The sequence below is a fragment of the Rhodococcus sp. Z13_19A genome (genome assembly GCF_058133575.1).
This window is the reverse complement of record NZ_JBYUNN010000003.1, coordinates 1-18121: the sequence shown is the minus strand read 5'-3', so window position 1 is coordinate 18121 and position 18121 is coordinate 1. Positions and strand designations below refer to the sequence as shown.

At 71.9% G+C, this 18121-nt stretch carries 14 protein-coding genes; 8 read left to right on the top strand and 6 right to left on the bottom strand.

Annotation, left to right across the window (positions count from 1 at the left end; genetic code table 11):
- The first annotated feature begins 137 nt into the window (after positions 1 to 137).
- Both AC3YNX_RS11140 and AC3YNX_RS11135 read left to right on the top strand, forming a co-directional pair.
- Positions 138 to 1118, top strand: coding sequence for a sigma-70 family RNA polymerase sigma factor (locus tag AC3YNX_RS11140; RefSeq protein WP_489982942.1), 981 nt, complete (start codon positions 138 to 140; stop codon positions 1116 to 1118).
- 101 nt (positions 1119 to 1219) lie between these two features.
- A complete protein-coding gene (locus AC3YNX_RS11135; RefSeq protein WP_489982941.1) occupies positions 1220 to 2866 on the top strand; it encodes a fumarate hydratase in 1647 nt (548 codons plus the stop codon).
- Between the two features lie 34 nt (positions 2867 to 2900).
- Here the strand turns inward: AC3YNX_RS11135 and AC3YNX_RS11130 are convergent, their stop codons facing one another.
- The gene (locus tag AC3YNX_RS11130) at positions 2901 to 5597 is read right to left on the bottom strand and encodes a bifunctional acetate--CoA ligase family protein/GNAT family N-acetyltransferase (RefSeq protein ID WP_489982940.1); all 2697 of its coding nucleotides are present in this window, start codon (positions 5595 to 5597) and stop codon (positions 2901 to 2903) included.
- A 36-nt stretch (positions 5598 to 5633) separates the two neighbouring features.
- Positions 5634 to 6830, bottom strand: a complete 1197-nt coding sequence (locus tag AC3YNX_RS11125) for an acetoin utilization protein AcuC (RefSeq protein ID WP_127783345.1) — start codon at positions 6828 to 6830, stop codon at positions 5634 to 5636.
- Between the two features lie 125 nt (positions 6831 to 6955).
- On the opposite strand from AC3YNX_RS11125, the gene AC3YNX_RS11120 reads away from it, so the two are divergent.
- Both AC3YNX_RS11120 and galE read left to right on the top strand, forming a co-directional pair.
- Positions 6956 to 7666 (top strand): iron-dependent transcriptional repressor DtxR, encoded by a 711-nt coding sequence (locus AC3YNX_RS11120; RefSeq protein WP_127784814.1) that lies wholly within the window; start codon positions 6956 to 6958, stop codon positions 7664 to 7666.
- Between the two features lie 107 nt (positions 7667 to 7773).
- Positions 7774 to 8745 carry a UDP-glucose 4-epimerase GalE gene (gene galE / locus AC3YNX_RS11115; RefSeq protein ID WP_489995526.1) on the top strand — a complete coding sequence of 324 codons (972 nt, stop codon included), beginning with the start codon at positions 7774 to 7776 and terminating at the stop codon, positions 8743 to 8745.
- Here galE and AC3YNX_RS11110 read toward each other — a convergent pair.
- The 3 genes from AC3YNX_RS11110 to AC3YNX_RS11100 all read right to left on the bottom strand — a co-directional run bounded on the left by AC3YNX_RS11110 (position 8711) and on the right by AC3YNX_RS11100 (position 11681).
- Positions 8711 to 9817 carry a DUF4192 domain-containing protein gene (locus AC3YNX_RS11110; protein WP_489995525.1) on the bottom strand — a complete coding sequence of 369 codons (1107 nt, stop codon included), beginning with the start codon at positions 9815 to 9817 and terminating at the stop codon, positions 8711 to 8713. The two genes, galE and AC3YNX_RS11110, sit on opposite strands and share 35 nt — an antisense overlap.
- Positions 9818 to 9969: 152 nt before the next feature.
- Positions 9970 to 10596 carry an MBL fold metallo-hydrolase gene (locus tag AC3YNX_RS11105; RefSeq protein ID WP_127783348.1) on the bottom strand — a complete coding sequence of 209 codons (627 nt, stop codon included), beginning with the start codon at positions 10594 to 10596 and terminating at the stop codon, positions 9970 to 9972.
- Complete coding sequence (locus AC3YNX_RS11100) at positions 10593 to 11681, bottom strand: S-(hydroxymethyl)mycothiol dehydrogenase (protein ID WP_489995524.1); 1089 nt, start codon at positions 11679 to 11681, stop codon at positions 10593 to 10595. Before AC3YNX_RS11100 ends, AC3YNX_RS11105 begins: the two co-directional genes overlap by 4 nt.
- Positions 11682 to 11887: 206 nt before the next feature.
- Between AC3YNX_RS11100 and AC3YNX_RS11095 the strand changes: the two genes are divergently transcribed.
- The 3 genes from AC3YNX_RS11095 (at position 11888) to AC3YNX_RS11085 (ending at position 14932) form a co-directional block, all read left to right on the top strand.
- Positions 11888 to 12277 (top strand): nuclear transport factor 2 family protein, encoded by a 390-nt coding sequence (locus tag AC3YNX_RS11095; RefSeq protein ID WP_489995523.1) that lies wholly within the window; start codon positions 11888 to 11890, stop codon positions 12275 to 12277.
- A 94-nt stretch (positions 12278 to 12371) separates the two neighbouring features.
- Positions 12372 to 13835: a Si-specific NAD(P)(+) transhydrogenase gene (gene sthA / locus AC3YNX_RS11090; RefSeq protein WP_127783351.1), complete on the top strand. Its 1464-nt coding sequence runs from the start codon at positions 12372 to 12374 to the stop codon at positions 13833 to 13835.
- 143 nt (positions 13836 to 13978) lie between these two features.
- Positions 13979 to 14932, top strand: coding sequence for a proteasome assembly chaperone family protein (locus AC3YNX_RS11085; protein WP_206517992.1), 954 nt, complete (start codon positions 13979 to 13981; stop codon positions 14930 to 14932).
- 26 nt (positions 14933 to 14958) lie between these two features.
- Here AC3YNX_RS11085 and AC3YNX_RS11080 read toward each other — a convergent pair whose 3' ends face one another.
- A complete protein-coding gene (locus tag AC3YNX_RS11080; RefSeq protein WP_127783352.1) occupies positions 14959 to 15426 on the bottom strand; it encodes an SRPBCC family protein in 468 nt (155 codons plus the stop codon).
- 79 nt (positions 15427 to 15505) lie between these two features.
- On the opposite strand from AC3YNX_RS11080, the gene AC3YNX_RS11075 reads away from it, so the two are divergent.
- Entirely contained in the window at positions 15506 to 18013 is a 2508-nt protein-coding gene (locus AC3YNX_RS11075) for a DEAD/DEAH box helicase (RefSeq protein ID WP_489995522.1), read from the top strand.
- Positions 18014 to 18121: the final 108 nt, after the last annotated feature.

Here is an 18121-nt window from a genome sequence, read left to right as displayed (position 1 = left end):
AATCGGACTCTCAGGAACTTCTCAGCCCGAGCGAGCGTTTGCCCAGGTCACAGCGGGTGTGACGCGGTGAGACAGGGAACTAATCACCGCCGTCCCGTCGTTGAAGTCAGTGAGAACCAACGACACGGAGGCGCACCATGACATCTGCCACCACCACCTCCACGGGAACCGCAAAGTCCATGTCCGACGGCGACCTGGACGCCCAGAGCCCCGCAGCCGACCTGGTCCGCGTGTACCTCAACGGGATCGGACGCACCGCGCTGCTGACTGCTGCTGACGAGGTGGAGCTGTCGAAGCGCATCGAGGCCGGGCTCTACGCCCAGCACCTGCTCAGCGAGGGCACCAAGATCAGCCCGGCCCGCAAGCGAGACCTGAACACCCTGGTCCGCGAGGGCCACGCCGCCCGCCAGCGCCTGCTGGAGGCCAACCTGCGGCTGGTCGTCTCGCTGGCCAAGCGCTACACCGGCCGCGGGATGCCCCTGCTCGACCTGATCCAGGAGGGCAACCTCGGCCTCATCCGGGCGATGGAGAAGTTCGACTACGCCAAGGGCTTCAAGTTCTCCACCTACGCCACCTGGTGGATCCGCCAGGCCATCACCCGCGGCATGGCCGACCAGAGTCGCACCATCCGGCTGCCCGTCCACCTGGTGGAGCAGGTGAACAAGCTCGCCCGGATCAAGCGGGAGCTGCACCAGCAGCTGGGCCGGGAGGCCACCGACGAGGAGCTCGCCACCGAGGCAGGCATCCCGGAGCACAAGATCGCCGACCTGCTCGACCACAGCCGGGACCCGGTGAGCCTGGACATGCCGGTGGGCAGCGACGAGGAGGCCCCGCTGGGAGACTTCATCGAGGACGCCGACGCCACCGACGCCGAGAGCGCGGTGATCTCCGGACTGCTGCACTCCGACATCTTCTCGGTGCTCGCCACCCTGGACGAGCGCGAGCAGCAGGTCATCCGGCTGCGCTTCGGCCTGGACGACGGACAGCCCCGCACCCTGGACCAGATCGGCAAGCTCTTCGGGCTCTCCCGGGAGCGGGTCCGCCAGATCGAGCGCGAGGTGATGGGCAAGCTGCGTGCCGGCGACCGCGCGGAGCGGCTGCGCTCCTACGCCAGCTAGCCAGCACGGCCCGACGAGGCCGGGACCCGCACGGGCCCTGGCCTCGTCGGCCGTCCGTGGCCGTGCGGGAGGCCTCCGCCGCTCCGGTAGCGTGCCTGTCCATGACGAGCGTGCCCCCCTTCACCGAGCTGCTGCCCCTCACCGACGACGGCACCGAGTACCGCCTCGTCAGCACCGAGGGGGTGCGCCGGGTGGACACCGAGCTGGGCTCGTTCCTGCAGGTGTCCCCGGAGGCGCTGACCACGCTGGCCAAGGCGGCCATCACCGACATCCAGCACCTGCTGCGCACCAGCCACCTCAAGCAGCTGCGCGCCATCGTGGACGACCCGGAGGCCAGCGGCAACGACCGCTTCGTGGCCATGGACCTGCTGCGCAACGCCTGCGTCGCCGCGGGCAAGGTGCTGCCGATGTGCCAGGACACCGGCACCGCCATCGTGATGGGCAAGAAGGGTGAGCGGGTGCTCACCGGCGGTGGGGACGAGGCCGCGCTGTCGGAGGGCATCCGGCAGGCCTACGCCGAGCTGAACCTGCGCTACTCGCAGATGGCCCCGCTGACCATGTGGGAGGAGCGCAACACCGGCACCAACCTGCCCGCCCAGATCGACCTCAACGCCGTCGACGGCGACGCCTACCACTTCCTGGTGATGGCCAAGGGCGGCGGCAGCGCCAACAAGACGTTCCTCTACCAGGAGACCAAGGCGGTGCTCAACCCGCGCCGCCTGGCCATGTTCCTGGACGAGAAGCTGCGCTCGCTGGGCACCGCGGCGTGCCCGCCCTACCACCTGGCCATCGTCGTCGGTGGGCTGTCGGCCGAGCAGAACCTCAAGGTGGCCAAGCTGGCGTCGGCGCGCTACCTGGACACCCTGCCCACCGAGGGCTCGGCGGCCGGGCACGCCTTCCGGGACACCGACCTGGAGGAGCAGGTGCTGGAGATGACCCGCCAGTTCGGCATCGGCGCCCAGTTCGGCGGCAAGTACTTCTGCCACGACGTCCGGGTGATCCGGCTGCCCCGCCACGGCGCCTCGCTGCCCATCGGCCTGGCCGTGAGCTGCTCGGCAGACCGCCAGGCCAAGGCCAAGATCACCGCCGACGGCATCTTCCTGGAGCAGCTGGAGCGCGACCCCGCCCAGTTCCTGCCCGAGGTGACCGACGAGGACCTCTCCGACGAGGTCGTGCAGATCGACCTCACCCGCCCCATGTCGGAGATCCAGGCGACGCTGAGCGCCCTGCCGGTGAAGACCCGGCTGTCGCTGACCGGCCCGCTGGTGGTGGCCCGGGACATCGCGCACGCCAAGATCGCCGAGCGGCTGGAGGCCGGCGAGCCCATGCCGCAGTACCTGCGCGACCACCCGGTGTACTACGCCGGCCCGGCCAAGACGCCCGAGGGCTACGCCTCCGGGTCCTTCGGCCCCACCACCGCGGGCCGGATGGACGCCTACGTGGCGCAGTTCCAGGCCGCCGGCGGGTCCATGGTGATGCTGGCCAAGGGCAACCGCAGCAAGCAGGTCACCGAGGCCTGCTCCACCCACGGCGGGTTCTACCTGGGCTCCATCGGTGGCCCGGCCGCCCGCCTCGCCCAGGACTGCATCACCTCGGTGGAGGTGCTGGAGTACCCCGAGCTGGGCATGGAGGCGGTGTGGAAGATCGAGGTGCAGGACTTCCCCGCGTTCATCGTGGTGGACGACAAGGGCAACGACTTCTTCGCCGGCACCTCCCAGCCCACCCTGCAGATCAGCTTCCGTCGCTAGCCGAGCAGCGCGCCGCTAGCCGAGCACCGGGGTGCTAGCGCAGCCGGCGCGGGCCCAGGTCGGCCCGCGTCGGCTCCGGCCCGATGCGCACCCGGGCCGCGGTCACCGACGCGCCGTCCGGCGAGGCCAGGATCGGGCCGCAGGAGAGCTCGCGGATCTGGCTGACGTGCTCGGCCAGCGCAGCCACCTGGCCCACCACGAGGGCCAGGGAGTCCAGGTCCGCGGGCTCGCTGCCCCGGTAGCCGGTGAGCAGCGGCGCAGCCTTGGGCGCGCGGATCAGCTCCTCCGGCGAGGTCAGGGGCAGCACCCGGTACGCGCGGTCGCCCAGCAGGTCGGAGATCACCCCGGACAGGCCGAAGGAGATCAGCGACCCGAACGACGGGTCGTCCTGCACCGCCACCGTGCAGTTGATGCCCTTGCCCGCCATCTGCTGCACGTACACCGAGCTGTTGCCGGACACCTCCCGCAGGTCGTCGTAGGCGATGCGCACCGCGTCGTCGCTGCTCACGTCCAGGCGCACCCCGATGAGGTCGGAGCGGTCGCGCCACTGCTCCCCCATCGCCTTGACCGCCACCGGGAAGCCCAGCTCGTGCGCGGCGGCGACGGCCTGGTCGGCGTCGTGGGCGACCCGGAAGGCCGCCACCTCCACCCCGTAGGTGTCCAGCAGCGCCGCGGCCTCGTCGTCGGTGAGCCAGCGCCCCTCCGGGGCGTCGGCCAGCCAGCCCTGCACCAGCTCACGGGCCCGGGCCACGTCCACCAGCTCAGGGTGGGCCAGCGGCTCCGGGTCCGGGCCGGGGCGCTCGCGCCACTGGGCGTAGCGCACCGCCCGCGACAGCGCCAGCGCCGCCCGCTCCGGGCCGGGGTAGGAGGGCACCGAGCCGCGCGCGGGCTGCCCGTCCGCGCCAAGCACGGCCAGGGAGTCCGGAATGCCCTCGGCGGCGAGGAAGGTGGTGACCACCGGCTTGTGCGAGCCGGCCAGCGTCTCCCGCAGGGCGGTGGCGAACTCGGTGCCGGGGATGGCCACCGGCGGCACGAACACCGCGATCAGCGCGTCCACGTCGTCGGCGGCCAGCGCGTCGCCCACGGCCTTGGCGAACTCCTGCGGGGTGGCGCTGGCGCCCACGTCCACCGGGTCGCCCACCACGGTGAGCCCGCGGCTGCGGGCGGCGTCGGCGCCCAGCACGCCCAGCGCCGTGGAGTTGCCCACCACGGCCACCCGCGGACCCGCCGGCAGCGGTTGGTAGGCGAGCAGCAGGGCGCAGTCGAAGAGCTGGGCGATGGACTCCACCCGGATGACGCCGGCCTCCTCGAACAGCGCCTGCACGCTCGCCTCGTCCACCTCCACGCTGGTGGCCGCCAGGCCGGCGGGCACCGCGTGGCGGCCGCTCTTGACCACGATCACCGGCTTGTTGCGGGCCAGGCGCCGGGCCAGGCGGGAGAACTTGCGCGGGTTGCCGAAGCTCTCCAGGTACAGCAGCACCACGTCGGTGGCCGGGTCGGAGTCCCAGTACTGCAGCAGGTCGTTGCCGGAGATGTCGGCGCGGTTGCCGGCCGAGACGAAGGTGGACAACCCCAGGCCGCGCTCGGCGGCGGCGGCGAGGATGGCGATGCCCAGGGCGCCGGACTGGCAGAAGAAGCCCACCCGCCCGGCCGGCGGCAGCACCGGGGCCAGGGTGGCGTTGAGCGCCACCTCGGGGTCGGTGTTGGCCACGCCGAGGGCGCTGGGGCCGACCACCCGCATGCCGTGGGCGCGGGCGGCCTCCACCATGCGTCGCTCGGCGGCCAGGCCCTCGGGCCCAGCCTCGCTGAAGCCGGCGGAGATCACCACCAGCGCCTTGACGCCCTTGGCCAGGCAGTCGTCGAGCACGGCCTCCACCCCGCTGGCGGGCACCGCCACCACCGCCAGGTCCACCGGGTCGGGGATGTCGGAGACCGCGGCGTAGGCGCGGATGCCCTGCACGGAGCGGTTCTCCGCGTTGACCGGGTACACCGGCCCGGTGAACCCCGCCCGCAGCAGGTTCACCAGCACCGCGTGGCCCACCTTGAACCGGTCGGTGGAGGCGCCGATGACCGCGACCGAGGACGGGTGCAGCACGTTGTGCACGCTGCGGGCCTCCGAGGCGCGCTCCCGGAAGTTGCGCACGGTGAGCAGGGCCTCGGAGGGGTCGACGGCGAACTCCAGGTGCAGCACACCACCGTCGAAGGAGCGCTTGATCTGGTAGCCGGCCTGCTTGAACACCCCGAGCATGCTGCGGTTCTCCGACAGCACCTCCGCCACGAACGTGCGGATGCCGCACTCGGCCGCCGCCGCGGCGAGGTGCTCCAGCAGCACCGACCCCAGCCCGCGGCCCTGGTGGGCGTCGGCCACCACGAAGGCCACCTCGGCGGAGTGCCCGTCGCCGACGTTGGTGAGCCGCTCGTAGCGGCCCACGGCGATGATCTCCCCGCCCAGCAGCACCACGAACGCCACCCGGTCGTGGTGGTCGACGGTGGAGAAGCGGGCCAGGTCGCGGGCCGACATGGTGGGGTACGGACCGAAGTAGCGCAGGTAGCGGGTGCGCTCGGAGAGCTGGCTGTGGAAGCGGACCAGGTCGTCGGCCAGGTCCGGGGTCATCGGCCGCAGGTGCACCGTGCCGCCGTCGGAGGCCAGCGCGTCACCCTCCCAGTGCTTGGGGTAGTGGTAGGGGTCGATCTCCTCGGCCACCTCGACCTTGTCATCCATGGTGGACATCCTTACTCCTCAGTCCCCCTGCTCGGTCCCGCGATCTCAGTCTCGAGGGTCCTCCGGGTCCAGCCCGAGAAGCGGGAACACCGCACGTCGCGTGTCGCGAATCATGGTGTCCACCTTGGTCGTTGCTGGATCTCCGCTGGCAGCCACGCCGTCCCAGGGCTGGTGGGTGACGTCGGTGCCGTCACCCATTGTGGTGGGTACCGGCACCTGCGGCGAGAGCGTGGCCACGTGGGCGGTCCAGTCTGCGGGCACCTGCCGCTCCACGGCGACGTCGCGGTCGAGCACCGCGGCGAGCAGGTGCGTCCACGAGCGGGGCACCACCCGCAGCAGCCCGTAGCCGCCGCCGCCCATCGCCAGCCACCGCCCCTCCGCAGTCTCCTCGGCCAGCGCCCGCAGCGCCTGGAAGATGGCCCGGTGCCCGTCCACGCTCAGGCGCAGGTCAGCCAGCGGGTCCTCGCGGTGGGTGTCCACCCCGCACTGGGTGACCAGCACCTGCGGGCGGAAGGCGCGCAGCACCCCGGGAACGACGGCGTGGAAGGCCCGCAGCCACGACTGGTCGTCGGTGCCGGGCATCAGCGGCAGGTTGACGGTGCTGCCGGCCGCCTCGCCCCGGCCGACCTCCTGGGGCCAGCCGGTGCCGGGCCAGAGCGTGGCGGGGTGCTGGTGCAGGGACAGGGTGAGCACCCGCGGGTCGTGCACGAACGCCGCCTGCACCCCGTCGCCGTGGTGGACGTCCACGTCCACGTAGGCGATGCGGTCGTAGCCGTGGTCGAGCAGCCAGGAGATGGCGATGGCGGGGTCGTTGTAGACGCAGAACCCGGAGGCTGCGTCGGCCATGGCGTGGTGCAGGCCGCCGCCGAGGGAGACCGCCCGGCGCGTGCGGCCGGCGGCGATCTCCCGCGCGGCGGCCAGCGAGCCGCCGGTGAGCAGCGCGCTGGACTCGTGCATGTGCTCGAAGATGGGGTTGTCCTCGGTGCCCAGGCCATGGTTGACCGCCTGCAGCTGGGTGGGCGCGCCCTTGACCGCCGCCAGGTAGGCCGGGGTGTGGATGCGCAGCAGGTCGTCGTCGGTGGCCGCCTGCGGCCGGATGGTCTCCACCCCGTCCAACAGACCCAGCCCGCGGGACAGCCGCATGGTCAGGTCCAGCCGGATGGGGTCGAGCGGGTGGTCCTCGCTCAGCTTGTAGCTGAGGTAGTCACTGGTCCACACGACTGCAGCTGGCGCCTGGCTCATGCCGGCGACGCTACTGTCTGGCAGCCGCCAGCGGGATCGCGGCGTGCCGGGCGAGCGTCTCGCCACAGCCTTCGTCGGATGACCACCCCGGTACATATACTCGTGGACAACGAAGGGGTGTGAGCGTGAACGACCTGGTCGACACCACGGAAATGTACCTGCGGACCATCTACGAGCTCGAGGAAGAGGGCGTCACCCCGCTGCGCGCCCGCATTGCCGAGCGCCTGGAGCAGAGTGGCCCGACCGTGAGCCAGACCGTGGCGCGCATGGAGCGGGACGGCCTGCTCGCCGTGGCCCAGGACCGTCACCTGGAGCTGACGCCCGAGGGCCGTGCCGTGGCCATCGCGGTGATGCGCAAGCACCGGCTGGCCGAGCGACTGCTGGTGGACGTCATCGGGCTCGCCTGGGAAGAGGTGCACGCCGAGGCCTGCCGCTGGGAGCACGTGATGAGCGAGGGCGTGGAGCGCCGCCTGGTGGAGGTGCTCGACCACCCCACGACCTCCCCCTACGGCAACCCGATCCCCGGCCTGGCCGACCTCGGAGGCACCCCGAGCCCCGTCAACGGCGCCACGCTGGTCCGGCTCACCGACGCCGCCGGCAAGGCCCCGGTGGCCGTGGTGGTGCGCCGCATCTCCGAGCACGTGCAGACCGACGCCGGGGTGATGGCGCAGCTGCGCCAGGCCGGCGTGGTGCCCGACGCCCGGGTCACCGTGGAGCGCACCCGCACCGGGGTGGAGATCACCGTCACCGGGCACACCACCGCCCACCTGCCCACCGAGATGGCGCACGCGGTCCAGGTGGAGCTGGTCGACGCAGCCGCTCCGGCCGCCAGCTAGCCCGCGACACCGCTCACCGCGACGCCGCTCGCCGCCGGGGCACCGGCGGGGCCGACCAGCCACGCCAGGAACCGCAAGCCCGCCCGTCCCACCAGGAAGAGGTCGTCGTGAAGCTGCTCGTCACCGGAGGGGCCGGCTACGTCGGCAGCGTGTGCACCGACCTGCTGGTGGAGCGCGGTCACGACGTCACGGTGCTGGACAACCTCTCCACCGGGCACCGCGACGCGGTCTCCCCCGCCGCCCGCTTCGTGGAGGGCGACGTGGCCACCGACGCCCACGCACTGCTGGCCGAGGGCATGGACGGCGTGCTGCACTTCGCCGCCAAGTCGCTGGTCGGCGAGTCGGTGGAGCGCCCCGAGCTGTACTGGTTCGGCAACGTGGTGACCAGCCTGCAGCTGCTGGAGGCGGTGCGGGCCACCGGTGTGCCGCGGCTGGTGTTCTCCTCCACCGCTGCCACCTACGGCGAGCCCGAGACCAACCCGATCACGGAGGACGCGCCCACCCGGCCCACCAACCCCTACGGCGCGAGCAAGCTGGCGATCGACCACGCCATCACCTCCTACGCCAACGCCCACGGCCTGGCGGCGGTGAGCCTGCGCTACTTCAACGTGGCCGGCGCCCACGGCGGCTACGGCGAGCGGCACACCGTGGAGACGCACCTGATCCCGCTGGTGCTGCAGGTGGCCAGCGGCGGTCGCGAGCACATCACCGTCTACGGCGACGACTGGCCGACCGCGGACGGCACCTGCCTGCGCGACTACATCCACGTGCGTGACCTCGCCGAGGCGCACCTGCTGGCGCTGGAGCACGCCGAGGCGGGGCGGCACAGCATCTACAACCTGGGCACCGGCACTGGTTTCTCCGTGCTGGAGGTCATCGAGGCCTGCCGCCGGGTGACCGGCCACCCCATCCCCGCGCAGGTGGCTGCTCGCCGCGCCGGCGACCCGGCCGTGCTGGTGGCCTCCAGCGCGCGAGCGGCCGCCGAGCTCGGCTGGAAGCCGTCGCGGCCCGAGCTGGACACCATCGTGGCCGACGCGTGGTCCCTCATCCAGCAGCGGACGGCCCAGCCGGGAGCGTGACCCCGAGGTCGGCGGCGACCTCGATCGCGGTGTCGGCCAGCTCGCGCACCGCCTCCGGGCGCAGACCACCGGCCAGGGCGGCCTCCAGCAGCCCCGCCATGCGGTGTCCGGGGTCAGCCTCCAGCGCCGCGCGCAGCGCGATCCCCGCCAGCGGGCCCTCGCCGCGCACGTAGCAGCCGTAGGCCACCAGCACCGCCGGCTCCGCCTTCTCCGGCTCGGGCAGCAACCGGCACAGCTGCAGCCACAGCGACTCGGCCGCCGCGGCGTGCTCGCCCACCGCCAGGGCGAAGCACGCGTCGCGCACCAGCGGGTCCGCCAGCGCCACCCCCAGGCGGGCCGCCTCGTCGGCGTCCACTGCCTCCCCGTTCTCGGTGCGGGCCACGGCGGCCAGCACCGCCTCCAGGTCCTCCCGCACCGCCCGCTGGCCCCAGGTCTGCCGCGCCTGCAGCGACTCCTCCAGCGCCCGGTCGACCAGCTGGGCGCACCGCCGGCGCTCGTCGGCGTCGCCACCACCCAGCAGCGCGTCCAGCTCCTCGCGCCCCCCGTGGATCACCCGCCCGTGCGCCACGTGCGCGGCGGCGGCCGGGCAGCTCTGCGGGTCGGGCAGCACACCGGCATCCGTTCGCCACCGGCCATCGACAGCGCCGGACACCCGGTCCCGGCTCCACCACGGTGCACCGGCCGCGACGACCGCCACGCCGTGCACCCCCAGCACCGCGGTGCCCACCGCCTCGCAGGCGGCCACCAGCTCGGTGAGGAGGTCGGCGTGGGCGTCCGGGCGCCGGGACCGGTCGTCGACCACCACCAGGACCACCGCCACCGTGCCACGCCGGGCGCACTGCACCGACAGCTCCTCGGTGAGCGCCGGGACGTGCCCCGGCTCGGCCTGGTGCGGGTGCGGCAGGTCCACCCGCATCACCAGTCCCACCCGGGCGCCGGTGGGCCCCTCCAGGCAGAGCAGGACCAGTGAGCGCTGGGGCACGAAGCCCAGCAGGGCGGGCAGCGAGGCGATCAGCTCGCCTGGCTCGGCGATGCGGATGGTGCTCGGGGGCGAGTCGGCTGAGGTGGTCATGGCGTGACCCTGCCGCCCGGGCGCGACGGGCAACGGCCACCCACCCCACGCTGTGGACACTCCGGGCGGAGTGTGGACCACAGTCGTGGCGGGGGCGGCCGTTGCGGTGACGTGTCGGGCCTGCCTGCTAGCCGGGCGAGACCGGCGGGGGCTCAGCTGCCGCGGGCGATCCACTCCTGCAGGTGTGGGGCCTCGCTGCCGATGGTCGTGCCGTCGCCGTGGCCGGTGAGCACCGTGGTGTCCTCGGGCAGGGCGAACAGCCGGTCCCGGATGGAGCCGATGATGGTCGGGAAGTCCGAGTACGACCGCCCGGTGGCGCCGGGGCCGCCGGAGAACAAGGTGTCGCCGGTGCACAGCACGCCCGCCTCGGGCAGGTACAGGCACGAGCTGCCCGGGGAGTGCCCTGGCGTGTGCAGCACCTGGATCTCGGTGCCGGCCACCGAGATGCGCTGCCCGTCGGACAGCTCGCCGTGCTGCACGCCCGGGTGGGTCATGTCCCACAGCACCTGGTCGGCCGGGTGCAGCAGCACCGGGGCGTCGAGCTGCTCGCCCAGCTGCGGTGCGACCGTCACGTGGTCGTCGTGGCCGTGCGTGCACACCACTGCCAGCACGCGGCGGCCACCCACGGCGTCGATGATCGGCTGGGCGTCGTGGGCGGCGTCGACCACCACCACCTCGGAGTCGTCACCGATCAGCCAGATGTTGTTGTCCACGTCCCAGGTGCCGCCGTCGAGGCTGAAGGTGCCGGAGGTGACCACGTGGTCCACGCGCACGCTCACAGCACCACCACCGAGCGCAGTGCGCCGCCGGAGTGGATGGTGGTGAAGGCCTGCTCCACGTCCTCCAGGCCGATCCGCTCGGTGACGAAGCGCTCCAGCGGCAGCCGGCCCTGCTGGTACAGGTCCACCAGGACCGGGAAGTCCCGCTCGGGCAGGCAGTCGCCGTACCACGACGACTTCAGCGAGCCGCCGTGGGAGAACAGGTCCACCAGGGGCATCTCGATCTGCATCTCCGGCGTGGGCACCCCCACCAGCACCACGGTGCCGGCCAGGTCACGGGCGTAGAAGGCCTGCTTCCAGGTCTCCGGACGACCCACCGCGTCGATCACCACGTCCGCGCCGAAGCCGTCGGTGAGCTCCTGCACCGCGGTCACCACGTCGTCCACGGCGGAGGCGTCGATGGTGTGGGTGGCACCGAGGTCGGTGGCCCACTCCAGCTTCTTGGGGTCGCGGTCGATGGCGATGATCTTCGACGCCCCGGCCAGGCGGGCACCGGCGATCGCCGCGTCGCCCACGCCGCCGCAGCCGATCACCGCCACCGAGTCACCCCGGCTGACGTTGCCGGTGTTCACCGCCGCACCGATCCCGGCCATCACGCCGCAGCCGAGCAGGCCCACCACGGCGGGATCGGCCGAGGCGTCCACCTTGGTGCACTGGCCAGCCGCGACGAGGGTCTTGTCGGCGAAGGAGCCGATGCCCAGCGCCGGGGTGAGCTCGGTGCCGTCCTCCAGCGTCATCTTCTGCGTGGCGTTGTGGGTGTTGAAGCAGTACCACGGGCGGCCACGCTTGCAGGCCCGGCACTCCCCGCACACCGCGCGCCAGTTGAGCACCACGAAGTCGCCCGGCTGCACGTGCGTGACGCCCTCGCCGATCGACTCCACCACGCCGGCCGCCTCGTGGCCCAGCAGGAAGGGGAACTCGTCGTTGATCCCGCCGTCGCGGTAGGTCAGGTCGGTGTGGCAGACGCCGCAGGCCTGCACGTCCACGACCACCTCGCCGGGACCAGGGTCGGGAACGGTGATGGTCACCAGCTCCACCGGGGCACCCTTGCTCCGGGCGATCACTCCGCGTACCTGCTGGGGCATGTGCTGCCACCTCTCTCGACTTGGGCGGGAAGACCTGCGGCTCGGACAGAGCCGACGTCGCCGACCATCGTCCCAGAACCCGCACCAGGCGCGCGGACCGCGGTGACGGCCACCCACCACCCACCGGGAACGGCCCTCGCCGTCGCCGACGCGTGCGGGCTAGAACTAGGCCCCGACCCTCGCCTCCCACCGCTCAGGAGCCCGCCGTGCCCGCACCCGACCAGCTGCGCGACGTCGTCGCCACCTACATCGCCTCCGTCACCGCCGGGGACGTCGACACGATCGTCGGCCTCTACGCCGACGACGCCACCCTGGAGGACCCCTACGGCGGCCCGGTGCGGCGCGGCCGCGAGGAGATCGCCACCCACTACAGCGGCATGGCGGGGATGAAGCTGGAGGCCGAGCTGGTGACCGTGCGCGCGGTCGCCGACACCGCGGCGTTCCAGCTGGACGTGCGCATGCACGCCGGCGGCCGGGTCACCACCATCTCCAGCATCGACGTGATGACCTTCGACGAGCAGGGCCGCATCACGGCCATGCGCGCCTACTGGGGGAACGACGACGTGGCCGTCTCCGACGACCCTGCGGGTGAGTAAGAGCGGCGTTACCGTCCCGTAAGGACTTCTCTTCGCCCCGGGCCGGCACCGGCTGCTCCGGTAGCGTCACACACTTACCGTCGGAAGGACTTCCATGACCGACAGCGCGACGATCGACGAGGTGCCGGCCCCGGTCGAGGCGGAGGACGAGGCCAACGACTACGACCTGGTGGTGATCGGCTCCGGCCCCGGAGGGCAGAAGGCGGCGATCGCTGCGGCCAAGCTGGGCAAGCGGGTTGCCGTCGTGGAGAAGGTCAGGATGCTCGGCGGGGTGTGCACCAACACCGGCACCATCCCGTCCAAGACCATGCGCGAGGCCGTGCTCTACCTCACCGGCATGAACGAGCGCACGCTCTACGGCGACAGCTACCGGGTGAAGTCCGACATCACGGTGGACGACCTGCTGGCGCGCACGCAGCACACCATCGGCAAGGACACCCAGACGGTGCGGTCCCAGCTGATGCGCAACCGGGTGGACCTGCTCACCGGCACCGCGCACTTCAGCGACCCGCACACCGTGGTGGTCGACGGGGAGAACAAGCGCGAGCACACCACCGTCCGGGCGGCCAAGATCGTCATCGCCACCGGCACCCGGCCAGCCCGGCCGGCGGACGTGGAGTTCGACGACGAGCGGGTGCTGGACTCCGACGGCATCCTCCACCTGACCAAGATCCCCGCCAGCATGGTCGTGGTGGGCGCCGGCGTGGTGGGCATCGAGTACGCCTCCATGTTCGCCGCCCTGGGCACCCGGGTCACCGTGGTGGAGCAGCGGGCCGGGATGCTGGCGTTCTGCGACTCCGAGATCGTGGAGTCGCTGAAGTTCCACCTGCGCGACCTGGCGGTCACCTTCCGCTTCGGCGAGGAGGTCACCAAGGTGACCAAGGGCAGCCGCGGCACGGTGACCACGCTGGCCAGCGGCAAGCGCATCCCCGCCGAGACGGTGATGTACTCCGCCGGCCGGCAGGGCCTCACCGACGAGCTCAAGCTGAAGGCGGCGGGGCTGAAGGCGGACAAGCGCGGCCGCATCGCGGTGGACGAGCACTACCGCACCGAGGTCGACCACATCTACGCCGTCGGCGACGTCATCGGCTTCCCCGCGCTGGCGGCGACGTCCATGGACCAGGGTCGCCTGGCCGCCTACCACGCCTTCGGCGAGCCCACGCCGAAGGACCTGGGCCTGCAGCCGATCGGCATCTACTCCATCCCCGAGGTCTCCTACGTGGGCAAGACCGAGGTGCAGCTCACCGAGTCGTCGGTGCCCTACGAGGTGGGCACCGCCCGCTACCGCGAGCTCGCCCGCGGGCAGATCACCGGCGACGCCTACGGGATGCTCAAGCTGTTGGTCTCCACCGAGGACCGCACCCTGCTCGGCGTGCACGTCTTCGGCTCCGGCGCCACCGACCTGGTGCACATCGGCCAGGCGGTGATGGGGTGTGGTGGCACGGTGGACTACCTGGTGGACGCGGTGTTCAACTACCCCACCCTCTCCGAGGCCTACAAGGTGGCGGCGCTGGACGTCACCAACAAGATCCGCGCGCTCAACGCCTTCTCCAGCTGAGGCCTGCTCCAGCTGAGCGGGTCGCCCCGCCGGCTGTGACGGGTCTCGCCTCCTCGGGCGAGACGCGGGCGGGACGGAATGCGGCACCGCAGCCCGACGTTGGGGGACAATGTAGGGACGTGACGGAAGGTGACGAACCACCCATGACCAACGACGAGAGCTCCCCCATGTACGAACTTGAGTTCCCCTCCCCCGAGCTGACGGGTGCGGACGGGAGCGGTCCGGTGCTGGTGCACGGGATGGAAGGCTTCTCCGACGCCGGGCACGCGGTCCGCATCGCCACCACGCACCTGCGCGAGTCGATGGAGACCGACCTGGTCGCCAGCTTCGACATCGACGCGCTGCTGGACTACCGCTCCCGCCGGCCGATGATGGGCTTCGAGGGCGACCACTTCGCCAGCTACGCCGAGCCCACGCTGAACCTGTACTCGGTCAAGGACGCCACCGGCACCCCGTTCCTGCTCCTGGCCGGCATGGAGCCCGACCTGAAGTGGGAGCGGTTCATCACCGCGGTCCGAATGCTGTCGGAGCGCTTCGGCGTGCGCCGCACCATCGGCCTCAACGCCATCCCCATGGCCGTGCCGCACACCCGCCCCACCGGGGTCACCGCGCACGGCACCTCCACCGACCTGGTCCGCGGCTACGAGCCGTGGGTGGGCAACGTGCAGGTTCCGGCCAGCGCGGCCTCGCTGCTCGAGCTGCGCCTGGGCGAGGCGGGGCACGAGGCGATGGGCTTCGCCGTGCACGTGCCGCACTACCTCACCCAGACCGACTACCCCGAGGCCGCGCTCACCCTGCTGTCGCACCTGAGCGACGCCTCCGGGTTGACGCTGCCCACCGAGGAGCTCACCGAGGCCGCAGCTCGGGTGCGCGAGCAGATCGACGCGCAGGTGACCGCCTCGGAGGAGGTGGCCACCGTGGTGCAGGCCCTGGAGCGCCAGTACGACGCCTACGTCGGCTCGCAGGAGCGGACCTCGCTGCTGGCGGCCAACGGCGAGCTGCCCACCGGTGACGAGCTGGGGGCCGAGCTCGAGCGCTTCCTCGCCCAGAACGCCGGGCAGGACCCCTCCTCCGGCGACGGTCCCGAGGGGCTGTAGCCGGAGCAGGGTCTGCCCGCGGCAGGTCAGCTGGCGAAGCGCTGCTGCAGCTTCTCCAGGGTGCGGGTGATGCCGGTGCCGTTCATCTTGGGCACGCCGACGAGCTCGAGCGCCTTGGGCAGCACGTGGGTGCCGTAGCTGAAGGTCTCCACCACCTCGGTCTGCCCGGGCGAGACCGGGGCGAGCTCCCACCGCCAGGTGTGACCCATGGGGTGGCGCCACTCGATCACCCGGTCGGGCTCGAAGTCCACGACGGTGCTGGTGATGCGGTAAGGCACGCCGTACATCTTCATGCTCACCGAGAACTTGGCACCCTTGCTGAGCGTGTCGGGCGCCTTCACCGAGTCGCGCACCGTGCCGGACCCGTCCAGCTCGCCGTGGCGCCGCGGGTCCGCCGCTAGGGCGAAGACCTCGGCGGGAGTGGCGTCCACCACGACTCGTCGGGAGACCCTGCGCGGGCCTGTTTCCACTGTGGTCACCTGTGTGTCAGCCATCTCGTCAACCTAGCCAACTTCACCCGCGATCGCCCGCCGCGCCACCGCCAGCGCCCGGCAGGGCACGATAGGTACCACCATGACAACTCCCGCTCCGGCCACCCTGACCGCCCGGATCCCCAGCTCGCCCGACGAGGACTCCCTGTTCGAGGCCTTCACCGAGTGGACCCAGGAGCGCGGGATCACCCTCTACCCCGCGCAGGAGGAGGCGGTGCTGGAGATCGTCTCCGGCTCGCACGTCGTCCTGGCCACCCCCACCGGGTCGGGGAAGTCGATGGTGGCCATCGGCGCGCACTTCGCGGCGATGGCGGCCAAGAAGCGCACCTTCTACACCGCCCCCATCAAGGCGCTGGTGAGCGAGAAGTTCTTCGCCCTGTGCGAGGTGTTCGGCGCGGAGAACGTCGGCATGATGACCGGCGACGCCGCGGTGAACTCCAGCGCGCCAATCATCTGTGCCACCGCCGAGATCGTGGCCAACCTCGCGCTGCGCGAGGGCACCGGCGCGGACATCGGCCAGGTGGTGATGGACGAGTTCCACTTCTACTCCGAGCCCGACCGCGGGTGGGCCTGGCAGGTGCCGCTCATCGAGCTGCCCGACGCGCAGTTCGTCCTCATGTCCGCGACCCTCGGCGACGTCAGCTTCTTCGTGGACGACCTGCGGCGCCGCACCGGCCGGGAGGTGGCCGTGGTCAGCGGCACCGAGCGCCCGGTGCCGCTGATGTTCTCCTACGTCAACACCCCGCTGCAGGAGACCATCGAGGAGCTCGTCGCCACCAACCAGGCGCCGGTCTACGTCGTGCACTTCACCCAGGCCTCCGCGCTGGAGCGGGCCCAGGCGCTCACCAGCGTCAAGCTGTGCACCAAGGCGGAGAAGGACGCCGTGGCCGAGATGATCGGTGGCTTCCGCTTCTCCACCGGCTTCGGCAAGACGCTCTCGCGGCTGGTGCGGATGGGCATCGGCGTGCACCACGCCGGGATGCTGCCCAAGTACCGCCGGCTGGTGGAGCGCCTGGCCCAGGCCGGCCTGCTCAAGGTCATCTGCGGCACCGACACCCTCGGGGTGGGCATCAACGTGCCCATCCGCACCGTGCTGTTCACCGGTCTCACCAAGTACGACGGGGTGCGCACCCGGCACCTGCGGGCTCGGGAGTTCCACCAGATCGCCGGCCGGGCCGGGCGTGCGGGCTACGACACGCTGGGCACCGTGGTGGTGCAGGCCCCCGAGCACGACGTGGAGAACGCCCGGCTGGTGGCCAAGGCCGGCGACGACCCCAAGAAGCTCAAGCGGGTGCAGCGCAAGAAGGCGCCGGAGGGTTTCGTCTCCTGGGGCCGGCCCACCTTCGACCGCCTGGTGGCCGCCGACCCCGAGCAGCTCACCTCCCGGTTCTCGGTGAGCAACTCCATGCTGCTCAACGTGATCAGCCGTCCGGGCGACGCCTTCGCCGCGATGCGCCACCTCATCACCGACAACCACGAGAGCCCCGCCCAGCAGCGCAAGCACGCGCTGTCGGCCATCCGGCTCTACCGCAGCCTGCGCGACGCCGGCATCGTGCGGGTGCTGCCCGAGCCCGACGAGCACGGCCGCACCGTGGCGCTGACGGTGGACCTGCAGCGCGACTTCGCGCTGAACCAGGCGCTGTCGCCGTTCGCGCTGGCGGTGCTGGAGCTGCTCGACCCGGCCTCGCCCACCTACGCCCTGGACGTGGTGTCGGTGATCGAGTCGACGCTGGACGACCCCCGCCAGGTGCTCATGGCCCAGCAGCACGCCGCCCGTGGTGAGGCGGTGGCGGCGATGAAGGCCGAGGGCATCGAGTACGAGGAGCGGATGGAGCTGCTGGAGGAGGTCACCTGGCCCAAGCCACTGGCCGAGGAGCTGCTCTACCCGGCGTTCGAGACCTACCGACAGGGCCACCCGTGGGTGAGCGAGCTCAACCTGTCGCCCAAGTCGGTGGTGCGCGACATGGTGGAGCACTCCATGACCTTCACCGAGCTGGTCAGCCACTACAACCTGGGCCGCTCCGAGGGCTTGGTGCTGCGCTACCTCACCGACGCCTACCGGGCGCTGCGCCAGACGGTTCCCGAGGACGCCCGCACCGAGGAGCTCGCCGACCTCACCGAGTGGCTCGGCGAGCTGATCCGCGGGGTGGACTCCAGCCTGCTCGACGAGTGGGAGGCCCTGCAGAACCCGGAGAGCGTCCCGCACGAGCAGCCGCTGGACGACGCTCCCCGGTCGATCACCGCCAACACCCGCAGCTTCCGGGTGCTGGTGCGCAACGCCCTGTTCCGCCGCATCCAGCTGGCCGCGCGCGAGCAGTGGGACGCCCTGGACGACCTCGACCCGGACGTGGACTGGGCGGGCTCGCTGGAGGAGTACTTCGACGACCACGACGAGATCGGCACCGGCCCCGACGCCCGCGGCCCCCAGCTGTTCCAGGTGGAGCAGAACCCCGGCACGTGGAAGGTGCGCCAGGTGCTGGCCGACCCCGCCGGCGACCACGACTGGGCCGTGCTGGCCGAGGTCGACCTGGCCGCCTCCGACGAGAAGGGAGAGGTCGCGCTCACCGTCACCGCTGTGCAGCGGATGTGACGGTGGGCGCGACCCCTCCCAGGGTCGGGCTCTCGTGCTGAACCTAGATGCTCGTGCTGAACCTAGATGCTCGTGCTGAACCTAGATGCTCGTGCTGAACCTAGATGC

Bases quoted from the DNA above. Each gene is read 5' to 3' on its own strand.
- AC3YNX_RS11140 (WP_489982942.1), top strand. From the start codon at position 138: ATGACATCTGCCACCACCACCTCCACGGGAACCGCAAAGTCCATGTCC.
- AC3YNX_RS11135 (WP_489982941.1), top strand. From the start codon at position 1,220: ATGACGAGCGTGCCCCCCTTCACCGAGCTGCTGCCCCTCACCGACGAC.
- AC3YNX_RS11130 (WP_489982940.1), bottom strand. From the start codon at position 5,597: ATGTCCACCATGGATGACAAGGTCGAGGTGGCCGAGGAGATCGACCCC.
- AC3YNX_RS11125 (WP_127783345.1), bottom strand. From the start codon at position 6,830: ATGAGCCAGGCGCCAGCTGCAGTCGTGTGGACCAGTGACTACCTCAGC.
- AC3YNX_RS11110 (WP_489995525.1), bottom strand. From the start codon at position 9,817: ATGACCACCTCAGCCGACTCGCCCCCGAGCACCATCCGCATCGCCGAG.
- AC3YNX_RS11100 (WP_489995524.1), bottom strand. From the start codon at position 11,681: ATGCCCCAGCAGGTACGCGGAGTGATCGCCCGGAGCAAGGGTGCCCCG.
- sthA (WP_127783351.1), top strand. From the start codon at position 12,372: ATGACCGACAGCGCGACGATCGACGAGGTGCCGGCCCCGGTCGAGGCG.
- AC3YNX_RS11085 (WP_206517992.1), top strand. From the start codon at position 13,979: ATGACCAACGACGAGAGCTCCCCCATGTACGAACTTGAGTTCCCCTCC.
- AC3YNX_RS11080 (WP_127783352.1), bottom strand. From the start codon at position 15,426: ATGGCTGACACACAGGTGACCACAGTGGAAACAGGCCCGCGCAGGGTC.
- AC3YNX_RS11075 (WP_489995522.1), top strand. From the start codon at position 15,506: ATGACAACTCCCGCTCCGGCCACCCTGACCGCCCGGATCCCCAGCTCG.